Source organism: Pseudonocardia sp. HH130630-07 (assembly GCF_001698125.1).
Classification (GTDB): Bacteria; Actinomycetota; Actinomycetes; order Mycobacteriales; family Pseudonocardiaceae; genus Pseudonocardia.
In genome coordinates, this window is sequence record NZ_CP013854.1 from 1,184,579 (window position 1) to 1,200,225 (window position 15,647).

The following is a 15,647-nucleotide window of genomic DNA, read 5'->3' on the forward strand; positions in this document are numbered from 1 at the left end:
ACGGCCGGAACATACCCGGGATCCGGCCGCGCGACCGTCCGGACGGAGCACGGGCGCGGACCCCGGTAGCGAAACCGGAACATGGTTCCGTACAGTCGTCTGCGGAACGTTGTTCCGTTTCACTGTCACGTCACGGGAAGGAGCCGGGCCGATGCGGTACCGCGCACTGGGACGCACCGGGGTGCAGGTCAGCACCCTGGGGCTGGGCACGATGAACTTCGGCGCGCTCGGGCGCACCGGCCGGGACGAGGTCGTCTCGCTGGTCGACACCGCGCTCGCCGCCGGGATCAACCTGATCGACACCGCGGACGTGTACTCCGGCGGCCAGTCCGAGGAGCTGCTCGGCGCCGCGATCGCCGGGCGCCGCGACGACGTCGTCCTCGCGAGCAAGGCCGGCCTGCCGACCGGCGACGACCCGAACGCGAAGGGAGGTTCGCGCCGCTACCTGACCCGCGCCGTGGAGGCGAGCCTGCGCCGCCTCGGCGTCGACCACATCGACCTCTACCAGGTGCACCGGTGGGACCCGGCCACGAGCGACGAGGAGACCCTGGCCGCGCTGACCGACCTGCAGCGGGCCGGCAAGATCGGTCACTTCGGCACCTCGGAGTACCCGGCCCACCGCATCGTCGAGGCGCAGTGGGCGGCCCGCGAGCACCGGCTGGGCCGGTTCGTCAGCGAGCAGCCGAACTACTCGATCCTGCAGCGCGGCGCCGAGGCCGCGGTCCTGCCGGTGGCCGAGCAGCACGGGCTCGGCGTCCTGACCTGGAGCCCGCTCGCGTCGGGCTGGCTCTCCGGCGCGGTCCGCGCCGGTCGCGAGCGGACCACCAGCCGCTCCGGGCTCATGCCGCAGCGCTTCGACACCGACGTCCCGGCCAACGCGGCCAAGCAGGAGGCCGTGGAGCAGCTGGCGGAGCTGGCCGGGCAGGCCGGGTTCACGATGATCCAGCTGGCGCTCGGGTTCGTCACCGCGCACCCCGGCGTGACGAGCGCGCTGATCGGGCCCCGCACCCCCGAGCACCTCGACTCCCAGCTCGCGGCCGCAGGCACCGTCCTGACCGACGACGTCCTCGACGCGATCGACGCGATCGTCGCGCCGGGGACCGATCTGGCCGCGGCGGAGAAGAACGCGGTCGCCCCCGCGCTCACCGACCCCGCCCTGCGGCGGCGGTGACGCGATGGCACCCGTCAGCTTCGGGGTGATGACCCCGCCGATGCACGTCGAGTACGCCGATGTCCTGCGGGTGTGGCGGGAGGCCGACGCGCTCGGGCAGATCGAGCACGCCTGGGTCTTCGACCACCTCATGCCGATCGGCGGCGACCCGGCCGGGCCGGCGTTCGAGGGCTGGACCCTGCTCTCCGCGCTGGCCGCGCTCACCGAGCGGCTCCGGCTCGGGGTCATGGTCACCAGCAACCGGTTCCGCCCACCGGCGATGCTCGCCAAGATCGCCACCACCGTCGACGTCGTCTCCGGCGGGCGGCTCGATCTCGGGATCGGGGCCGGGTCCCGGCCGAGCCACCCGCTCGCCCGCCTCGAGTACGACGGCCACGGCCTGCCGTACGCCGACTTCGGCGACTCGGTCGACGCGCTGGCCGAGGCGTGCACCGTGATCCGGCGCCTGTGGACGGCGACCGAGCCGTTCGACTTCGACGGCGACCACGTCCGGCTCCGCGGCGCCGTCGGATCGCCTCGGCCGGTCCAGCGGCCGCACCCGCCGATCCTCGTCGGCGGGCGGGGGTCCCGGACGCTGCGGGTCGCCGCCGAGCACGCCGACCTGTGGAACGTCCCCGGTGACCACGGCGTCGCCGACGCGGCCGGGCGGAGCGCCCTGCTCGACCGCTACTGCGCCGAGATCGGACGCGATCCCGCGGAGATCACCCGCTCGATCGCGCTCGCCGCCCCGCCCGCCGACCCGGGCGCGACCCGCTCGGCCGTCGCGGCCGCCGTCGACGCCGGGTTCACCCACATCGTGCTGATCCTGCCGCCGCCGTGGCCGGACCGGGTCGTGCACCGCCTCGTCGACGACGTCATCGGGGATGCGACCCTCTGGGGGTAGGGGACACGGCGGCCGAGGAGCGGACGTGGGCGCAGCAGTGGGTGACGGTGACGCTCCCGTCCGGCGCGCGGACGTGCGGCGCAACGAGAAGGCGCTGCTGGACGCGGCGGCCGCGGCGTTCGCGGCGTCCGGCGTCGACGCGCCGGTGCGGGACGTCGCGGCCCGCGCCGGGGTCGGTGTCGGCACCGTCTACCGGCACTTCCCGAGCCGGGCGGACCTCCTCGTGGCCGTCTACCGGCACCAGGTGGACTCCTGCGCCGAGGCCGGCCCGGCCCTGCTCGCGGCGGAGCCGAGCCCGCTGGTCGCCCTGACGCGCTGGGCCGACCGGTTCGTCGACTTCCTGGCGACCAAGCACGGGCTGCCGAGCGCGCTCGGCCAGGGCGACGCCCTGCACGCCTACTTCCTCGACCGGCTGGTCCCGGTGTGCGACGGGCTGCTCGCCGCGGCCGCCGGGGCGGGTGAGATCGCCCGCCCGGACGTCACGGCGTACGAGTTCCTGCGCTCGATCGGGAACCTGTGCATCGGCGGGCACGACGACGAGCGCTACGACCCCCGCCGTGCGGTCGCCGTCCTGATCGCCGGGCTGACGGTGCCGCCCGAGGGGTGACCGGTCAGGCGAGCGGACCGGTGCCCAGGCCCAGCACCCGGGCCGGGGCCTCGTACAGCACCGACCGCAGGAAGTCCCGGCCCAGCCGCTCATCGGCCGCCGCCCACCCGTGGATCGCCGCCAGCTGCTCGGCGTAGGGGTAGGGGATGTTCGGGAAGTCGGTCCCGAGCACGATCCGGCCCGGGTACCCGGCGAGGCGGGCCGGCCAGTCCGGCGGCAGCGGCGCGAACCGCTCGCTGAACGCGGTGCCGACCATCGTCGTGTCCAGCACCAGGTTCGGGAAGCGGTCCAGCAGCTCCAGCGCGCCGCGGAAGTCCGGCATCCCGGCGTGCGCGAGCACGACCGGCAGTTCCGGGTGCGCGGCGAGCACCTCGGCGAAGATCCCGAGCCCGGTGTGCTCGCCGGGGATCGGCCCGTCCCCGCAGTGCACGACGGCCGGGATCCCGGCGTCGGCGAGCAGCCCCCAGGCGTCGCGCAGCAGCGGGTCCCGGGGATCGAAGCCGCCGATCTGGACGTGCACCTTCACCAGCCGCGCGCCGTCCTCGACCGCACGCCCGAGATAGCCGGCGACCGACGGCTCCGGGTACAGCGTGGCGGTCCGCACGGCGCGTGGGTGGGCGTCGGCGAACTCACCGGCCCAGCCGGTCAGCCACTGCGCCATGCCGGGCTTGTGCGGGTAGGTCAGCGGCGCGAAGCGGAGCACGCCGAGCTCCTCCAGCGTCGCGTACCGCTCGGCCTCGGACAGCCGGTACTGCACCGGCCAGGCCATCCCGTAGTGCTCGGCGGCCCGGTCGAAGTACGCCCAGACCTTGTCCAGCATCCGCTCGGGAAGGAAGTGCACGTGCACGTCGACCAGGCCGGGAAGGCCCAGCTCGGCGGTCCAGCGCGGGACGTCGGCGTCGGACCGGGGTGGCGCGGGGAGATCCACGCCCCCACCCTAGGCCGGGCGGCTCAGCGCAGCTCGCGGGCGCGCCCCTTCGCGGCACGGCCGACGGCGCGCGCCATCTCCCGCTGCGCGTCCTTCTTGGCCAGGTCCTGGCGCTTGTCGTAGTCCTTCTTGCCCTTGGCGAGCGCGATCTCGCACTTGACCTTGCCGTCGTTGAAGTACAGCGACAGCGGCACCAGGGTCAGTCCGCCCTCGCGGGTCTTGCCCATCAGCCGGTCGATCTCGCCCCGGTGCAGCAGCAGCTTGCGGGTGCGTCGCGGCTCGTGGTTGGTCCAGCTGCCCCGCACGTACTCGGGGATGTGCAGGTTGCGGAGGAAGATCTCCCCGTCGTCGATCGTGGCGAACGCGTCCACCAGCGACGCCCGGCCGAGCCGGAGGCTCTTCACCTCGGTGCCCTTGAGCGCGACCCCGGCCTCGAACTCCTCCAGGATCGCGTAGTCGTGCCGGGCACGGCGGTTCTGTGCGATCACCTTCCGGCCCTGTTCCTTCACGGTGCCAGCCTACCCGCGCCGCGCCACCGGGAATCGGAGCCGCGGGGGTCAGACCTTCACGTAGGCCCGCAGGGTCACGTACCCGGTGATCCCGGCGACGACCCCGCCCACCCCGACGAGTGCCACCGAGACCAGCGCGACGTCGGCCAGCCGGACCGGCGGGATCACCCCGGCCTGGCCGATCGCCGCGAGCAGGTCGTCGACGACGGCGTACTTCGCCGCGATCAGGCCGATCCCGGCGAGCGCGCCGCCGACCGCACCGGCGATCGCCGCCTCGACCAGGAACGGGAGCTGGGTGGTCCACCGGGTGGCACCGACCAGCCGCATCACCCCGACCTCCGTGCGCCGGGTGAACGCGGAGAGCTGCACGGTGTTCGAGATGAGCAGCACCGCGGCGATCGCCTGCACGACGGCCAGCGCGAACGCCACGTTCCGCACGCCGTTCAGGAAGTCGAACAGGGTGCCGACGACGTCGCGCTGGTCGATCACCCCGCGCACCCCCGGCCGTCCCTCGACGGCGGCGGCCGCCGCGGCGGCGCCGCCCTGCTGGTCGGTCAGCGAGACCCGCAACGTGGCCGGGAGCGACTGCGGGCGGGCGATGTCGGCGACCGACTCCCCCGCGAACAGCTCGCGGAACCGCGCGTAGGCCTGCTGCTGGGACTCGAAGGTCACCTCGCCGACCCCCGGTGCGGACCGGAGCGCGGCCCCCAGCGACGCGCAGGTGGGGCTGCTGCAGTCGGGATCGGTGTCGGAGACGTCGGCGGTCAGCGCGACCTGGATCTCCAGCCGGTCGGTGTAGAGGGCGGAGATGTCGTCGATCGTGCGCAGCACCAGCAGCCCCGCGCCCACCGACATCAGGGTGACCACGGTGGTCAGCACCATGGCGAGGGTCATGGTCACGTTGCGGCGCAGCCCGGAGGAGACCTCCCGGGTGAGCAGTGCGGGCCGCATCTACCGGCCCGCCCCGTACACGGCGCGGGCCTCGTCCCGGCGGACGGTGCCGTCGGCCAGCTCGATCACCCGGCGCCGCATCGCGTCCACGATGGAGTCGTCGTGGGTGGCCATCAGCACCGTGGTCCCGCCGCGGTTGATCCGTTCCAGCACCTGCATGATCTCCCGGCTCGTCTCGGGATCGAGGTTCCCGGTCGGCTCGTCGGCCAGCAGCAGCGGCGGCCGGTTGACCGACGCCCTGGCGATCGCCACCCGCTGCTGCTCACCGCCGGAGAGCTCGTGCGGCATCCGTTCGGCCTTGCCCTGCAGGCCCACCATCTCCAGCAGCTCGGGGACCGCGACGGCGATCTCGGACCGCTTGCGGCCCAGCACCTCCAGCGCGAAGGCGACGTTGCCGGCGACGGTCCGCTTGGGCAGCAGCCGGAAGTCCTGGAACACGCAGCCGATCCGCTGGCGCAGCTTCGGGACCCTGCGCCGGGGCAGCCGGGCCAGGTCGAGCCCGTCCACCCGGATCGTGCCGGACGTCGCGAGGTCCTCGCGGAGCAGCAACCGCAGCAGGGTGGACTTGCCCGACCCGGACGGTCCGATGAGGAACACGAACTCGCCGGGCCCGACCGTCGCGGACACCCGGTCGAGCGCCGGGCGCCCGGACGCCGGGTAACGCTTGGTCACGTCCCGCAGCTCGATCACGGAGCGGGACGGTACCGCCGTCGGTGTGCACGGCCCGTGACGACACGCCCACGGAGCGGATCCGGAGCGGTCAGGGGGCCGCGACCCGGACCTCGACGCCCGGCTCGGCGAAGGTCACGGTCAGCGCCCCCACCCCGGCGGCGTCGGCGTCGCGGGTGTCCTCGGCGGGCGCGACCGGCTCCAGGATCAGGCGCAGCAGCCGGTCCCGGTCCGCGGGCTCCGCGGTCCGGGCGCCGAGCCACGCGGTGAACCGCGGGGTCGGCGAGACCAGCCCGGCCAGCTCGTCGAGCCGGGTCGCCGCGGCCGGGTCGACGGCGGCGCGGGCCGCGGTCAGGTCCACGGTGCCGGTGTGCCGGACGGCGGGCACGCCGTCGACGTCGGCCGCGCCCGGCTGCTCGGTCACGTCGCGCAGGCCGGACGCCGCCTGCAACGCCCCGGACACCGCGCCGACCGGCAGCAGTCCCGGCGCCAGCGGCTGCCAGTCCGTCGCGTCGCCGAAGCGGACCCAGGCGTCCGGGCCGACGGCGCGGACCCGGGCCTCGCGGCTGCCCAGCGTCACCGACAGCTCGGTCGCGAACGGGTCGAACCGGGCCGGACCGGTGGCCCGGATCGGCCCGGTCGGGCCCACGAGGTCGACGGTCAGCCGGGCGGACCCGGCGTCGGCCAGCTTCCGCACCGCGGCGCCGACGGCACCCGGCTCGGCCGCCGCACCGGCCGCGGGGGCCGGGGCGGGCGGCGGGGCCGCGGGCTCGCCACCGCCGGTGCAGGCGGTCAGCACCAGCACGAGCACGGCCGCGAGCAGCGCCGCAGATCGGGTCACGACGCCTCGGACTGCTTGCGCCAGCGGATCCCGGCCTCGATGAACTCGTCGATCTCGCCGTCCAGCACGGTCGACGGGTTGTTCACCTCGTGCCCGTTCCGCAGGTCCTTGACCTGCTGGTACGGGTGCAGCACGTAGTTGCGCATCTGGTTGCCCCAGGACGAGCCGGCCTCCTTGAAGGAGTCACGCAGCTCGCGCTCCTCCTGCCGGCGCCGCTCCAGCAGCTTGGCCTGCAGCACCGTCATCGCCGACGCCTTGTTCTGCAGCTGCGAGCGCTCGTTCTGGCAGGCCACCACGATCCCGGTCGGGAGGTGGGTCAGCCGGACCGCGGAGTCGGTCGTGTTGACGCCCTGGCCGCCCGGCCCGGACGCCCGGAACACGTCGACCCGCAGGTCCTTCTCGTCGATCTCGACGTGGTCGGAGACCTCGACGACCGGCGCCACCTCGACCCCGGCGAACGACGTCTGGCGCCGGCCCTGGTTGTCGAAGGGCGAGATCCGCACCAGCCGGTGGGTGCCCGCCTCGACCGAGAGGGTGCCGAACGCGTACGGCGTGTGGACGGCGAAGGTGGCCGACTTGATGCCGGCCTCCTCGGCGTAGGACGTCTCGAAGACGTCGGTCCCGTAGCCGTGCCGCTCGGCCCAGCGCAGGTACATCCGCAGCAGCATCTCGGCGAAGTCCGCGGCGTCGACGCCACCGGCCTCGGCCCGGATGGTCACCAGCGCCTCGCGCTGGTCGTACTCCCCCGACAGCAGGGTCCGGACCTCCAGCGAGGCGATCTCGGTGCGCAGCTTCGCCCGCTCGGCGTCGGCGTCGGCGGTCGCGGCGGCGTCGCCCTCGTCCTCGGCGAGCTCGTAGAGCACCGGGACGTCGTCCAGCCGGCGGCGCAGGTCGTCGAGCCTGCGCAGCTCGCCCTGGGCGTGCGCGAGCCGGCTGGTGATCTGCTGGGCGGCGTCGACGTCGTCCCACAGGTCCGGCCGGCCGGCCTGCTCGGACAGCTCCTCGATCTCCTGCCGGAGCCGGGGCACGTCGGCGACGGCCTCGATGCTGGACAGCGTGGTGTCGAGGTCCTTCAGGTCGGCCTGGACGTCGGGGTTCACGCCGACCGAGGGTACGCGGCGGTCGCCGCAGGTCAGTCCTCGGGGACGGAGTCGATCAGCTTGATCATCGCCCGGGTGTGCGCGACGGCGAAGTCGGCGACCGGACGGCCGTAGGGGTCGTCGGTGGCCCGCGCGACGGCCCGCGCCGAGGCCAGCCGCTCGGTGTAGGCCTCCTTGGCCGATCGCAGCAGGTCGGTGCGTTGCCGCGCGGTCAGCGATCCGGCGTGCAGCAGCCGGAGGACCATCGGGCTGCGCAGCGCGTCGGCCTCGCCGCCGGCGGCCAGCCACGCCTTGAACGACCGTTTGCCGGCCGCCGTGACGACGTACTGCTGGCTGGCCCGCGGCCCCTGCCTGCCCAGCCGGAGCAGACCCTCCTCGGTCAGCGCGGGCAGCTCCCGGTACACCTGGCTGCGGGTGACCGAGAAGAACAGGCCGAAGTGCTCACCGGCGGCCGCGACCAGCTGCCCGCCGGTCATCGGTCCTCCGTGGAGGAGCCCGAGCAGTGCGGCTGCGGTGGCGTTGACCGGTGTGACGGGAGCCATCGACCGACGGTCCCACGCCCGGGCCGCCAATGCGAGTCCACAGGACACATCGGCGCCGGTCATCGGCGCTGGGCACGGCCGTGCTCAGACGGTGAGCGCGGCGATCCGCTCCCGGTGGGTCGCCACGTCGCCGTACTGGCCGGAGAGCCGCCGGGCGCGCTTGTAGAAGAAGTGCGCCTCGTGCTCCCAGGTGTAGCCGATGCCGCCGTGGTACTGGATCATCGCGCCGGTCGCCTGCTCCGCGACCTCGCTCGCCTTGGCCTTCGCGACGGCGACGGCCAGCGCGGCGCCCTCGGCCGCGGTGCCGACCGCGTGCGCCGCGTAGAGCACGGCGTGCTCGGCCATCGTGACCCCGACGTGCAGGTCGGCCAGGGCGTGCTTGAGCGCCTGGAACGACCCCACCGGGACGCCGAACTGCTCGCGCTCACGGTCGTAGGCCACGGTGCGGGTCAGCGCCTCGCGGGCGATCCCGGCGAGATCGGCGGCGACCAGCACGGTCGCCCGGTCGGTCAGCTCGCGCTGCAGCTCCACGGTCGCGCCGGGCAGTGCCTCGGCGGTCCCGCCGGACAGCGACGCCAGCCGGGTCGTCCGGTCGTAGCTCCCGACCGCGGTCGCGGTCGCCCCGGTGACCAGGGACAGGCCGGGCAGCCCGGCGTCCGACGGGGCGACGACGACGTCGGCGATCCCCCCGTACTCGACGGCGGGCAGGCGGGAGGCCGCGTCGCCGGCGACGGTGAAGGCGCCCACCGCGGTCCCGGCGGCGAGCCGGGGCAACCAGGCCGCGCGCTGCTCGTCGGACCCGGCGAGCCGGATCGCCTCCGCGGCGAGCACGGTGCCGCGCCACGGGCCCGGTGCGACACCGGCGCCCAGTGCGCGGGCGATGACCTGCGCCTCGACCAGGCCGAGCCCGAGGCCCTCGTGCTCCTCCGGGACCGTGACGGCGAGCCAGCCCTGCTCACCGGCGGCGCGCCACAGCGCGGCCGGGTTCCCGTCGTCGTCCGGACCGGCCTCGACGACCGTGCGGACCGCGGCGGTGTCGAACCGCTCCGCGAGGTAACCGCGGACGGCGTCGGCGAACTCCTGCTGTTCGTCGGTCAGTGCGAAGAACATTCTCGGCTCCCTACCGCGGCAGGCCGAGCACGCGCTCGGCGGTGATGGTGCGCTGGACCTGGGACGAGCCGCCCCAGATGGTGACCGACCGCGACCACATCGCCTGGGCGTGCAGCGGGCGCAGGTCGGTGCCGTCGGGCAGCTCGTCGAGCGTGGCGTGCTCACCGAGGATCCGGTCGTAGACCTCCCAGAGGTCCTGGAACGCCTCGGACCACTGCAGCTTGGTCATCGACGCCTCGAAGCCGAGGTCACGGCCCTGCTCGACCTGGGTGAGGACGTGCATCGAGTGCAGCCGCAGGCACTCCAGCTCGGTGAGCACCCGGGCCAGGTCGTTGCGGACGACGGGGTCGGTGTCGCGGCCCAGCGTCCGGGCGACGGCGACGATCTCGTCGTACTGCCGGCGGAACTCGGTGTACTGGGAGATGCCGGACGCACCGCGCTCGAAGGACAGCAGCAGCATCGCCGTGCGCCAGCCGTCGCCGATCTCGCCGAGGCACTCGGTCGCCGGGGTGCGCGCGTCGTCGAAGAAGACCTCGCCGAACTCGCTCGCCCCGCTCATCTGCTTGAGCGGGCGGGCCGTCACGCCCGGCTGGTTCATGTCGATCATCAGCATGCTGATGCCGCGGTGCCGCTCGGTGCCGGGCTCGGTGCGGACCATCGCGAAGATCCGGTCCCCGTGCACGGCGTTGGTCGTCCACACCTTCTGCCCGTTGACCACGAAGTCGTCGCCGTCACGGACGCCCTTCGTGGACAGTGCGGCGAGGTCGGACCCGGCACCGGGCTCGGAGAAGCCCTGGCACCAGACGACCTCGTTGCGCAGCAGCGGACCGATGATCGCCTTCTTCTGGGCGTCGGTGCCGATCGCCATGACGGTCGGGGCGAGGAAGGTCAGGCCCAGCGGGTTGACCGTGCGCGGGGCGTGGGCCAGGACCATCTCCTGGTCGTAGATGGCCTTCATGCCCGGGGTGCCGCCGCGGCCGCCGTACTCGGTGGGCCACTGGATACCGGCGAAGCCCGCGTCCGCCTTGTCCCGCTCCCAGTCCCGGCGGACCCGGAAGCTCTCGTCGTCGGAGAGCGTGTCCCAGTACCCGGGCCGGGCCCAGTCCTGCGGGATGTTGGCCGAGAGCCAGGAGCGCAGCTCGGTGCGGAACTCCTCCTCGGCCGGGGTGAAGGTCAGGTCCATGCGTGCACCCGTTCTGCGTGAGTCGGCGGTCTCGCGGTCTCACTGCCCGAATCTTGCATACCCATCGGTAACCTGCCACTCCGGCGTGTCGTTGGCCGGGCCGGTATGCAGCGAGTAGCCTCCCGGTATGCGCAGCGAGCGAGTCACGGTGACGCTGCCGGCCGATCTGGTGGCAGAGGCGCGGGACGCGGTGTCCCGCGGATCGGCGGCGAGCCTGTCCGCCTACGTGGCGGAAGCGGTCCGGGACCGGCAGGACAGGGACCGTTCCCTGGCCACGCTGGCCGATCTCTACGGCGGCCCCCCGCCGCCCGACGAGCTGGACGCCGCACGGCGCTCCCTGCGCCCGGCCCCGCCGGTGGCCGTCGGCGCAGCCGCACGATGATCGGTGGACGCGTACTCGACGCCTCGGCCCTGACGGCCTTCGCCACCGGCCGCCCGGTCTACATGCGGGCCCTGGTCTGGGCCGCGGTGGAGGAGAACATCGTGCTCGCGGTGCCGAGCGCCGCACTCGGCCGCGCCTGGTCGATGGTGGACGCGGAACACCACTCCGCCCTGCAGGTGCTGCTCGGCCTGCCGAACACGGTGATCCACGAGCTGTCGCCGGAGGGCGCCCAGGAGGCCGGGCTGCTGCTGGCCACCCAGGGTCTGGACGACATCGTCGTCGGGCAGGTCGTCACGACCGCCCGCCGGCGTGGCTGGCCGGCCGTCACCGGCGACCCGGGGACACTGCGCAAGCTGGACCCGATGGTCCCGATCGAGGAACTGCCGTAGGCCCGGCTCAGCCCGCCTCCTCGTCACGGAGACGAGAACGCAGGTTGGCCAGCTCGTCGTCGGTGAGGCCGTGCGTGCGCAGCCATTCGACCGGGCCGCCGTAGCGCTCGTCGAGCGCCCGGAGGAACGCGTCCATCACCTCGGCGCGCGGGCGGTGCCGGTCCAGCTCCGCCGCCGAGGGCATCGGCAACCCGTGGCTGGACGTCCAGCGGCGGAACATCGCGTCGATCGGGCCGGCCGACAGCGCGTAGTCGGCCACCACCGCGTCGCGCTCGACGCCGGCCGCCGAGGCGACCAGCGCCACGAGGACGCCGGTCCGGTCCTTGCCCGCCGCGCAGTGCACGACGGTCGCGCCGGTCTCCCGCTCCGCGATCCGCCGCACCCCGTCGACCACGCTGGCCGCCCGGTCGCCGAGGTAGCCGAGGTAGATCCCGACCAGCGGATCGGACTCGTCGTCGGCGGGTGGCAGCTCGCGGGCGTCCTCCGGGATGAAGCTGAGCCGGTGCACCGTCACCCCCGCCGCGGCGAGCGCACCCCGTCCGTAGGTGACGAGCTCCTCGTCCTTGCGCAGGTCCAGGACCTGCACGACGCCGAGCTCACCGGTCAGCCGGGCGACGTCGGCCGGGCTCAGCGCCTCCAGCTCCTCCGTCCGGAACACCCCCCCCCCCGGCGGACCCGGCCGCCCCCGGCGAGCGGGAGGCCGCCGAGATCACGGGCGTTCGAGAGGCCGTCGAAGGTCAACCAGCGTTCCGTCACCGGATCCGTCACGCTGCCAGCCTAGGCCGCTCAGCGGCCGTGCGCGGGTGGTCTGCGCAACGCGGCGGGGAGCCGGCGGGCGCCGTCGCCCTGCACCGCGGCGGCATCCTCGGGGTTGACCAACCGGCACGACGTCATGGACAGGCAGCCGCAGCCGATGCACCCGTCCAGACCGTCGCGCAGGGCCGTGAGCGCCTCGATCTGCTCGTCCAGCCGCCCCCGCCACGCCTTCGACAGCCGCGACCAGTCGTTCTTGGTCGGCGTCCGCTCCGCGGGCAGCGCGTCCAGTGCGGACCGCACCTCGTCCAGGCCCACCCCGAGCGAGCGGGCGGCCCGGATGAACGCCAGCCGGCGCAGCACGCTGCGCCGGTACCGGCGCTGGCCACCGGAGGTCCGGCTCGCGGTCACCAGCCCCTCGCGCTCGTAGTACCGCAGCGCCGAGTGCGGGAACCCGCTGCGCTCGACGATCTCGCCGATCGTCAGCAGATCACCTGACTCCACCACGCCCCCTCCGGCCGACCGAACACTGAAGTTCGATTCAGTATCACGCCGTCGACCGCGTGCGCGCCACCTGCGCGATCGACCGCCCGCCGGAGCCGACGGGCCGCCCGCAGGTTGCCCCGGCACCCGACACAAGATCGATTTCTCGGTGAGCGGTGCGTGCTGCGCGGTGACCGACACCCTCGGGGCTGGACCTCGGCGACGGAGCCCTCTACGGTTCTGTGCAAGTCATCACGGCCCGATCACGAGCGGGCCAGGAGCCGGACTCCCCGACCGGCTCACCCGGGACCCCCGACCCGGCCGCTCGTACGGTGTCGTCCGTTGATCGCGAAAGGCTGCTCCCCTTGCCAGCACACCGCTCCCCCGGTGGTCGTCGTGCGTTCCCCCGACCCATGGCGACCGCTCCCGTTGCACCGACCGCCGCGATGACCGCGGCACCCCTCGCCCCCACGGCGCCGACGTCGCACGCCACGCGCGCCATGAGCCGCGGCGCCGCCGCACGCCGCGCCGGTACCCGTACCGCCGCGACCGGCGCGACCTTCGGCGTGCTCGCCTCCGGCGCCTTCGCCGCGGTCGTCCCGACCACACTGGACGGCACGGCGACCCAGGCGGACGCCGAGGAGACCACCCAGGCGACCGCCCTGGCCGCCTTCGAGACCGGCATCCCGTCGTCGGCTCAGACCGCCGACGGCAGCCCCTCGGGCTACTTCAGCCCGGTCTCCTTCGAGCACTCCGGGGCCGCCACCGGCGCCCTGCAGGCGGCCGCCCCGGCGCAGGACGCCGACCTGGCCTCGCTCGGCAAGGCGCACGAGATCGCCGGGAAGATCGCCGAGGAGCACCGCAAGGCCGCCGAGGCCGAGTCGAAGCGCCAGGCCGAGCTCGCCGAGCTGGAGGCGCTCAAGTCCAAGGGCGGTGTCGACAGCTGGATCGCCTCGGCGCTGGACCACATGGGTCTGTCGCAGTCGTACTCCAGCGGGCTCAAGCGCATCATCATGAAGGAGTCCAACGGCAACCCGGACGCCATCAACGACTGGGACTCCAACGCCGCGGCCGGCAACCCGTCCGAGGGCCTGATGCAGGTCATCCCCTCGACCTTCGATGCCTACGTGCACCCCGACTTCGCCGACCGCGAGATCACCGACCCGGTCGCGAACATCACCGCGGGCGTGCGCTACATGATCGACCGGTACGGTCTGGAGACCCTCGACGCGGGCGGTCGCACCGGATCGCACGGCGGATACATCGGGTACTGAGCCCGATCTCGTCTCGACCCCGGCGGCGGCCGGCAGGGTGACCCTGCCGGCCGCCGCCGTCGTTGTGGGTCAGCAAACGTAATATTTGCTTTACCCGCACTCGAGAGGAGCGCGCCGCTCGTGACCTCCACCGGTGGTACCGGCCCGATCCGCACCGCAGCCGCCCGGCAGGCGCGCTTCCGGCCCGAGCTACAGGGCCTGCGTGCGCTCGCGGTGGTGCTGGTCGTCGTGTACCACGTGTGGGTCGGCCGGGTCTCCGGCGGCGTCGACGTCTTCTTCCTGATCACCGGCTTCCTGATCATCGGCGGGCTGTACCGCGCCGGGCTGCGGGGCCGGGTCGACCTGCACGCCCGCCTGAGCACCGCCCTGCTGGTGCTCGGCGGGTCCTCGCTGGCGTTCTCGGTCTACCTCACGGTGGTGAACCAGCCGCTGGCCTACTTCCACTCCCTCACCCGGGTCTGGGAGTTCGCGCTCGGCGGGCTGCTCGCCCTGTGGATCGGCCGGATCGAGCACCGCCCCGAGCTGACGCCCGCGGTGCGGGCCGGTCTCGGCTGGTTCGGTGTGCTGGCCCTGGTGTCCTGCGGGGTGCTGCTCCAGGTCGACCGTGCGTTCCCGGGCTGGGCCGCCCTCTGGCCCACGCTCGCCGCGGCCGCGGTGCTCGTGGCGGGCGACTCCGGGCACCAGATGGGCGTCGACCGGCTGCTCCGCGGCCCGGTCCTGCGCACCGTCGGCGACCTCTCGTTCCCGCTCTACCTGTGGCACTGGCCGATCCTGGTGCTGACGCTGGTCCACACCGGCTCCGACCGGCTCTCGCTCACCGCGGGCACCCTGGTGATCGGCGCGTCGTTCGTGCTGGCCTGGCTCACCCACCGGTTCGTCGAGCAGCCGATCGCCCGGCTGGACGTCCGGCGGGCGCTGCGTACCTGCGGGGTGCTCGCGCTCGTGGTGCTCGTCGGGTCGGCAGGCTGGTTCGGCGTCGCCACGGCGCGGGCCTCGGTGCAGGCCGACGCCGGCTCGGCGAGCCACCCGGGCGCCGGAGCGCTCACCGCGGACGTCGGGTTCGCCGACCTGTCCGCGACCGACCCGGAGCCGGAGCTGACGCCGTCACTGGTGGGCGCGCCGGACGACTGGAGCTACCACCGCGGCACCTGGGACTGCGGGACCGTGCCGCGCGACGGCGTCGAGATGCAGCACTGCACGATCCCGCCGCCGGGTGACGGTCCCCCGGAGCGCACCATCGCCGTCATCGGCGACTCGCACATCCAGCAGTACATCGCGTCCCTCATGCCGGTCGCCGCGCAGCGGCACTGGGAGATCGTCGCGCTGTTCCGGGGCGCCTGCCCCTTCTCGACGGTGTCGGAGACCGACCCGGCCGACGAGGACTGCACCGCCTTCAACGCGGCCGCGGCCGCCGAGGTGATCGACCTGCAGCCGGACGCCCTGCTGACGCTCGCCACGCGGGAGGTCCGGCCCGGCCTCACCGAGGTGACCCCGCAGGGTTTCGTGGACGCCTGGTGGCGGATGCAGGACGCCGGGATCCCGGTCGTCGCGGTCCGGGACAACCCGCGGCCGCCGTTCTCGGTGCCGGAGTGCGTCGGCACCGAGGGCAGGCACGCCGAGGCGTGCGGGCTGTCCCGGCACGACGTCTACCCGATGCTCCCGCCGTACGCGGCGCTGCCGGACGTCCCGCCGGACGTGTCGTTCATCGACACCGCACCGGCGATCTGCGATCCCGAACTCTGCCCCGCGGAGGTCGGCAACGTGCTGGTCTACATGGACGACAACCACCTGACCGCCACCTACGCCGAGACGATGGCGCCGCTGTTCTCCGAGCACTTCGAGCACCAGCTCGGCTGGTGACCCGGGGCGGGC

General features: G+C 74.0%; 18 protein-coding genes. 7 read left to right on the forward strand and 11 right to left on the reverse strand.

Features of this window, described 5'->3' with window-relative positions:
- Window positions 1-151: 151 nt before the first annotated feature.
- The 3 genes from AFB00_RS05620 to AFB00_RS05630 are packed head-to-tail and all read left to right on the forward strand — an operon-like array spanning window position 152 to window position 2,661.
- The gene (locus AFB00_RS05620) at window positions 152-1,171 is read left to right on the forward strand and encodes an aldo/keto reductase (protein ID WP_068796337.1); all 1,020 of its coding nucleotides are present in this window, start codon (window positions 152-154) and stop codon (window positions 1,169-1,171) included.
- 4 nt (window positions 1,172-1,175) lie between these two features.
- Entirely contained in the window at window positions 1,176-2,054 is an 879-nt protein-coding gene (locus AFB00_RS05625) for an LLM class flavin-dependent oxidoreductase (RefSeq protein ID WP_068796338.1), read from the forward strand.
- 25 nt (window positions 2,055-2,079) lie between these two features.
- Complete coding sequence (locus AFB00_RS05630) at window positions 2,080-2,661, forward strand: TetR/AcrR family transcriptional regulator (RefSeq protein ID WP_231974237.1); 582 nt, start codon at window positions 2,080-2,082, stop codon at window positions 2,659-2,661.
- A gap of 4 nt (window positions 2,662-2,665) precedes the next feature.
- Here the strand turns inward: AFB00_RS05630 and AFB00_RS05635 are convergent, their stop codons facing one another.
- The 9 genes from AFB00_RS05635 to AFB00_RS05675 all read right to left on the reverse strand — a co-directional run bounded on the left by AFB00_RS05635 (window position 2,666) and on the right by AFB00_RS05675 (window position 10,494).
- The gene (locus AFB00_RS05635) at window positions 2,666-3,589 is read right to left on the reverse strand and encodes an amidohydrolase family protein (RefSeq protein WP_068796340.1); all 924 of its coding nucleotides are present in this window, start codon (window positions 3,587-3,589) and stop codon (window positions 2,666-2,668) included.
- 23 nt (window positions 3,590-3,612) lie between these two features.
- Window positions 3,613-4,098: an SsrA-binding protein SmpB gene (gene smpB / locus AFB00_RS05640; RefSeq protein ID WP_068796341.1), complete on the reverse strand. Its 486-nt coding sequence runs from the start codon at window positions 4,096-4,098 to the stop codon at window positions 3,613-3,615.
- 48 nt (window positions 4,099-4,146) lie between these two features.
- Entirely contained in the window at window positions 4,147-5,049 is a 903-nt protein-coding gene (ftsX, locus tag AFB00_RS05645) for a permease-like cell division protein FtsX (protein ID WP_068796342.1), read from the reverse strand.
- Window positions 5,050-5,739 (reverse strand): cell division ATP-binding protein FtsE, encoded by a 690-nt coding sequence (gene ftsE, locus AFB00_RS05650; protein WP_068796343.1) that lies wholly within the window; start codon window positions 5,737-5,739, stop codon window positions 5,050-5,052.
- A 70-nt stretch (window positions 5,740-5,809) separates the two neighbouring features.
- Window positions 5,810-6,559, reverse strand: a complete 750-nt coding sequence (locus AFB00_RS05655) for a hypothetical protein (protein WP_068796344.1) — start codon at window positions 6,557-6,559, stop codon at window positions 5,810-5,812.
- Complete coding sequence (gene prfB / locus AFB00_RS05660) at window positions 6,556-7,659, reverse strand: peptide chain release factor 2 (RefSeq protein WP_068796345.1); 1,104 nt, start codon at window positions 7,657-7,659, stop codon at window positions 6,556-6,558. Before prfB ends, AFB00_RS05655 begins: the two co-directional genes overlap by 4 nt.
- 32 nt (window positions 7,660-7,691) lie before the next feature.
- On the reverse strand, window positions 7,692-8,201 hold the full coding sequence (locus AFB00_RS05665; RefSeq protein WP_068796346.1) for a PadR family transcriptional regulator: 510 nt from the start codon (window positions 8,199-8,201) through the stop codon (window positions 7,692-7,694).
- Between the two features lie 84 nt (window positions 8,202-8,285).
- A complete protein-coding gene (locus tag AFB00_RS05670) occupies window positions 8,286-9,311 on the reverse strand; it encodes an acyl-CoA dehydrogenase family protein (protein WP_068796347.1) in 1,026 nt (341 codons plus the stop codon).
- 10 nt (window positions 9,312-9,321) lie between these two features.
- On the reverse strand, window positions 9,322-10,494 hold the full coding sequence (locus AFB00_RS05675) for an acyl-CoA dehydrogenase family protein (protein ID WP_068796348.1): 1,173 nt from the start codon (window positions 10,492-10,494) through the stop codon (window positions 9,322-9,324).
- A 127-nt stretch (window positions 10,495-10,621) separates the two neighbouring features.
- Between AFB00_RS05675 and AFB00_RS05680 the strand changes: the two genes are divergently transcribed.
- Together AFB00_RS05680 and AFB00_RS05685 are read left to right on the forward strand one after the other, a co-directional pair.
- A complete protein-coding gene (locus tag AFB00_RS05680; RefSeq protein ID WP_068796349.1) occupies window positions 10,622-10,876 on the forward strand; it encodes a hypothetical protein in 255 nt (84 codons plus the stop codon).
- Window positions 10,873-11,265, forward strand: coding sequence for a hypothetical protein (locus AFB00_RS05685; protein WP_068796350.1), 393 nt, complete (start codon window positions 10,873-10,875; stop codon window positions 11,263-11,265). The genes AFB00_RS05680 and AFB00_RS05685 overlap by 4 nt, the downstream gene beginning before the upstream one ends.
- A 7-nt stretch (window positions 11,266-11,272) precedes the next feature.
- Here the strand turns inward: AFB00_RS05685 and AFB00_RS05690 are convergent, their stop codons facing one another.
- Together AFB00_RS05690 and soxR are read right to left on the reverse strand one after the other, a co-directional pair.
- Entirely contained in the window at window positions 11,273-11,923 is a 651-nt protein-coding gene (locus AFB00_RS05690; RefSeq protein WP_231974239.1) for a tyrosine-protein phosphatase, read from the reverse strand.
- Between the two features lie 128 nt (window positions 11,924-12,051).
- Entirely contained in the window at window positions 12,052-12,522 is a 471-nt protein-coding gene (gene soxR / locus AFB00_RS05695) for a redox-sensitive transcriptional activator SoxR (protein ID WP_068800035.1), read from the reverse strand.
- Between the two features lie 425 nt (window positions 12,523-12,947).
- Here soxR and AFB00_RS05700 point away from each other — a divergent pair, with 425 nt between their 5' ends.
- Window positions 12,948-13,775, forward strand: coding sequence for a transglycosylase SLT domain-containing protein (locus AFB00_RS05700; RefSeq protein ID WP_231974241.1), 828 nt, complete (start codon window positions 12,948-12,950; stop codon window positions 13,773-13,775).
- A 120-nt stretch (window positions 13,776-13,895) separates the two neighbouring features.
- On the forward strand, window positions 13,896-15,635 hold the full coding sequence (locus AFB00_RS05705; RefSeq protein WP_068796352.1) for an acyltransferase family protein: 1,740 nt from the start codon (window positions 13,896-13,898) through the stop codon (window positions 15,633-15,635).
- The last annotated feature ends 12 nt before the right edge of the window (window positions 15,636-15,647 follow it).

Coding starts and splice junctions, on each gene's coding strand:
- ftsX (WP_068796342.1), bottom strand. CDS start 5,049: ATGCGGCCCGCACTGCTCACCCGGGAGGTCTCCTCCGGGCTGCGCCGC.
- AFB00_RS05675 (WP_068796348.1), bottom strand. CDS start 10,494: ATGGACCTGACCTTCACCCCGGCCGAGGAGGAGTTCCGCACCGAGCTG.
- AFB00_RS05670 (WP_068796347.1), bottom strand. CDS start 9,311: ATGTTCTTCGCACTGACCGACGAACAGCAGGAGTTCGCCGACGCCGTC.
- AFB00_RS05625 (WP_068796338.1), top strand. CDS start 1,176: ATGGCACCCGTCAGCTTCGGGGTGATGACCCCGCCGATGCACGTCGAG.
- AFB00_RS05665 (WP_068796346.1), bottom strand. CDS start 8,201: ATGGCTCCCGTCACACCGGTCAACGCCACCGCAGCCGCACTGCTCGGG.
- AFB00_RS05680 (WP_068796349.1), top strand. CDS start 10,622: ATGCGCAGCGAGCGAGTCACGGTGACGCTGCCGGCCGATCTGGTGGCA.
- AFB00_RS05620 (WP_068796337.1), top strand. CDS start 152: ATGCGGTACCGCGCACTGGGACGCACCGGGGTGCAGGTCAGCACCCTG.
- AFB00_RS05685 (WP_068796350.1), top strand. CDS start 10,873: ATGATCGGTGGACGCGTACTCGACGCCTCGGCCCTGACGGCCTTCGCC.
- AFB00_RS05700 (WP_231974241.1), top strand. CDS start 12,948: ATGACCGCGGCACCCCTCGCCCCCACGGCGCCGACGTCGCACGCCACG.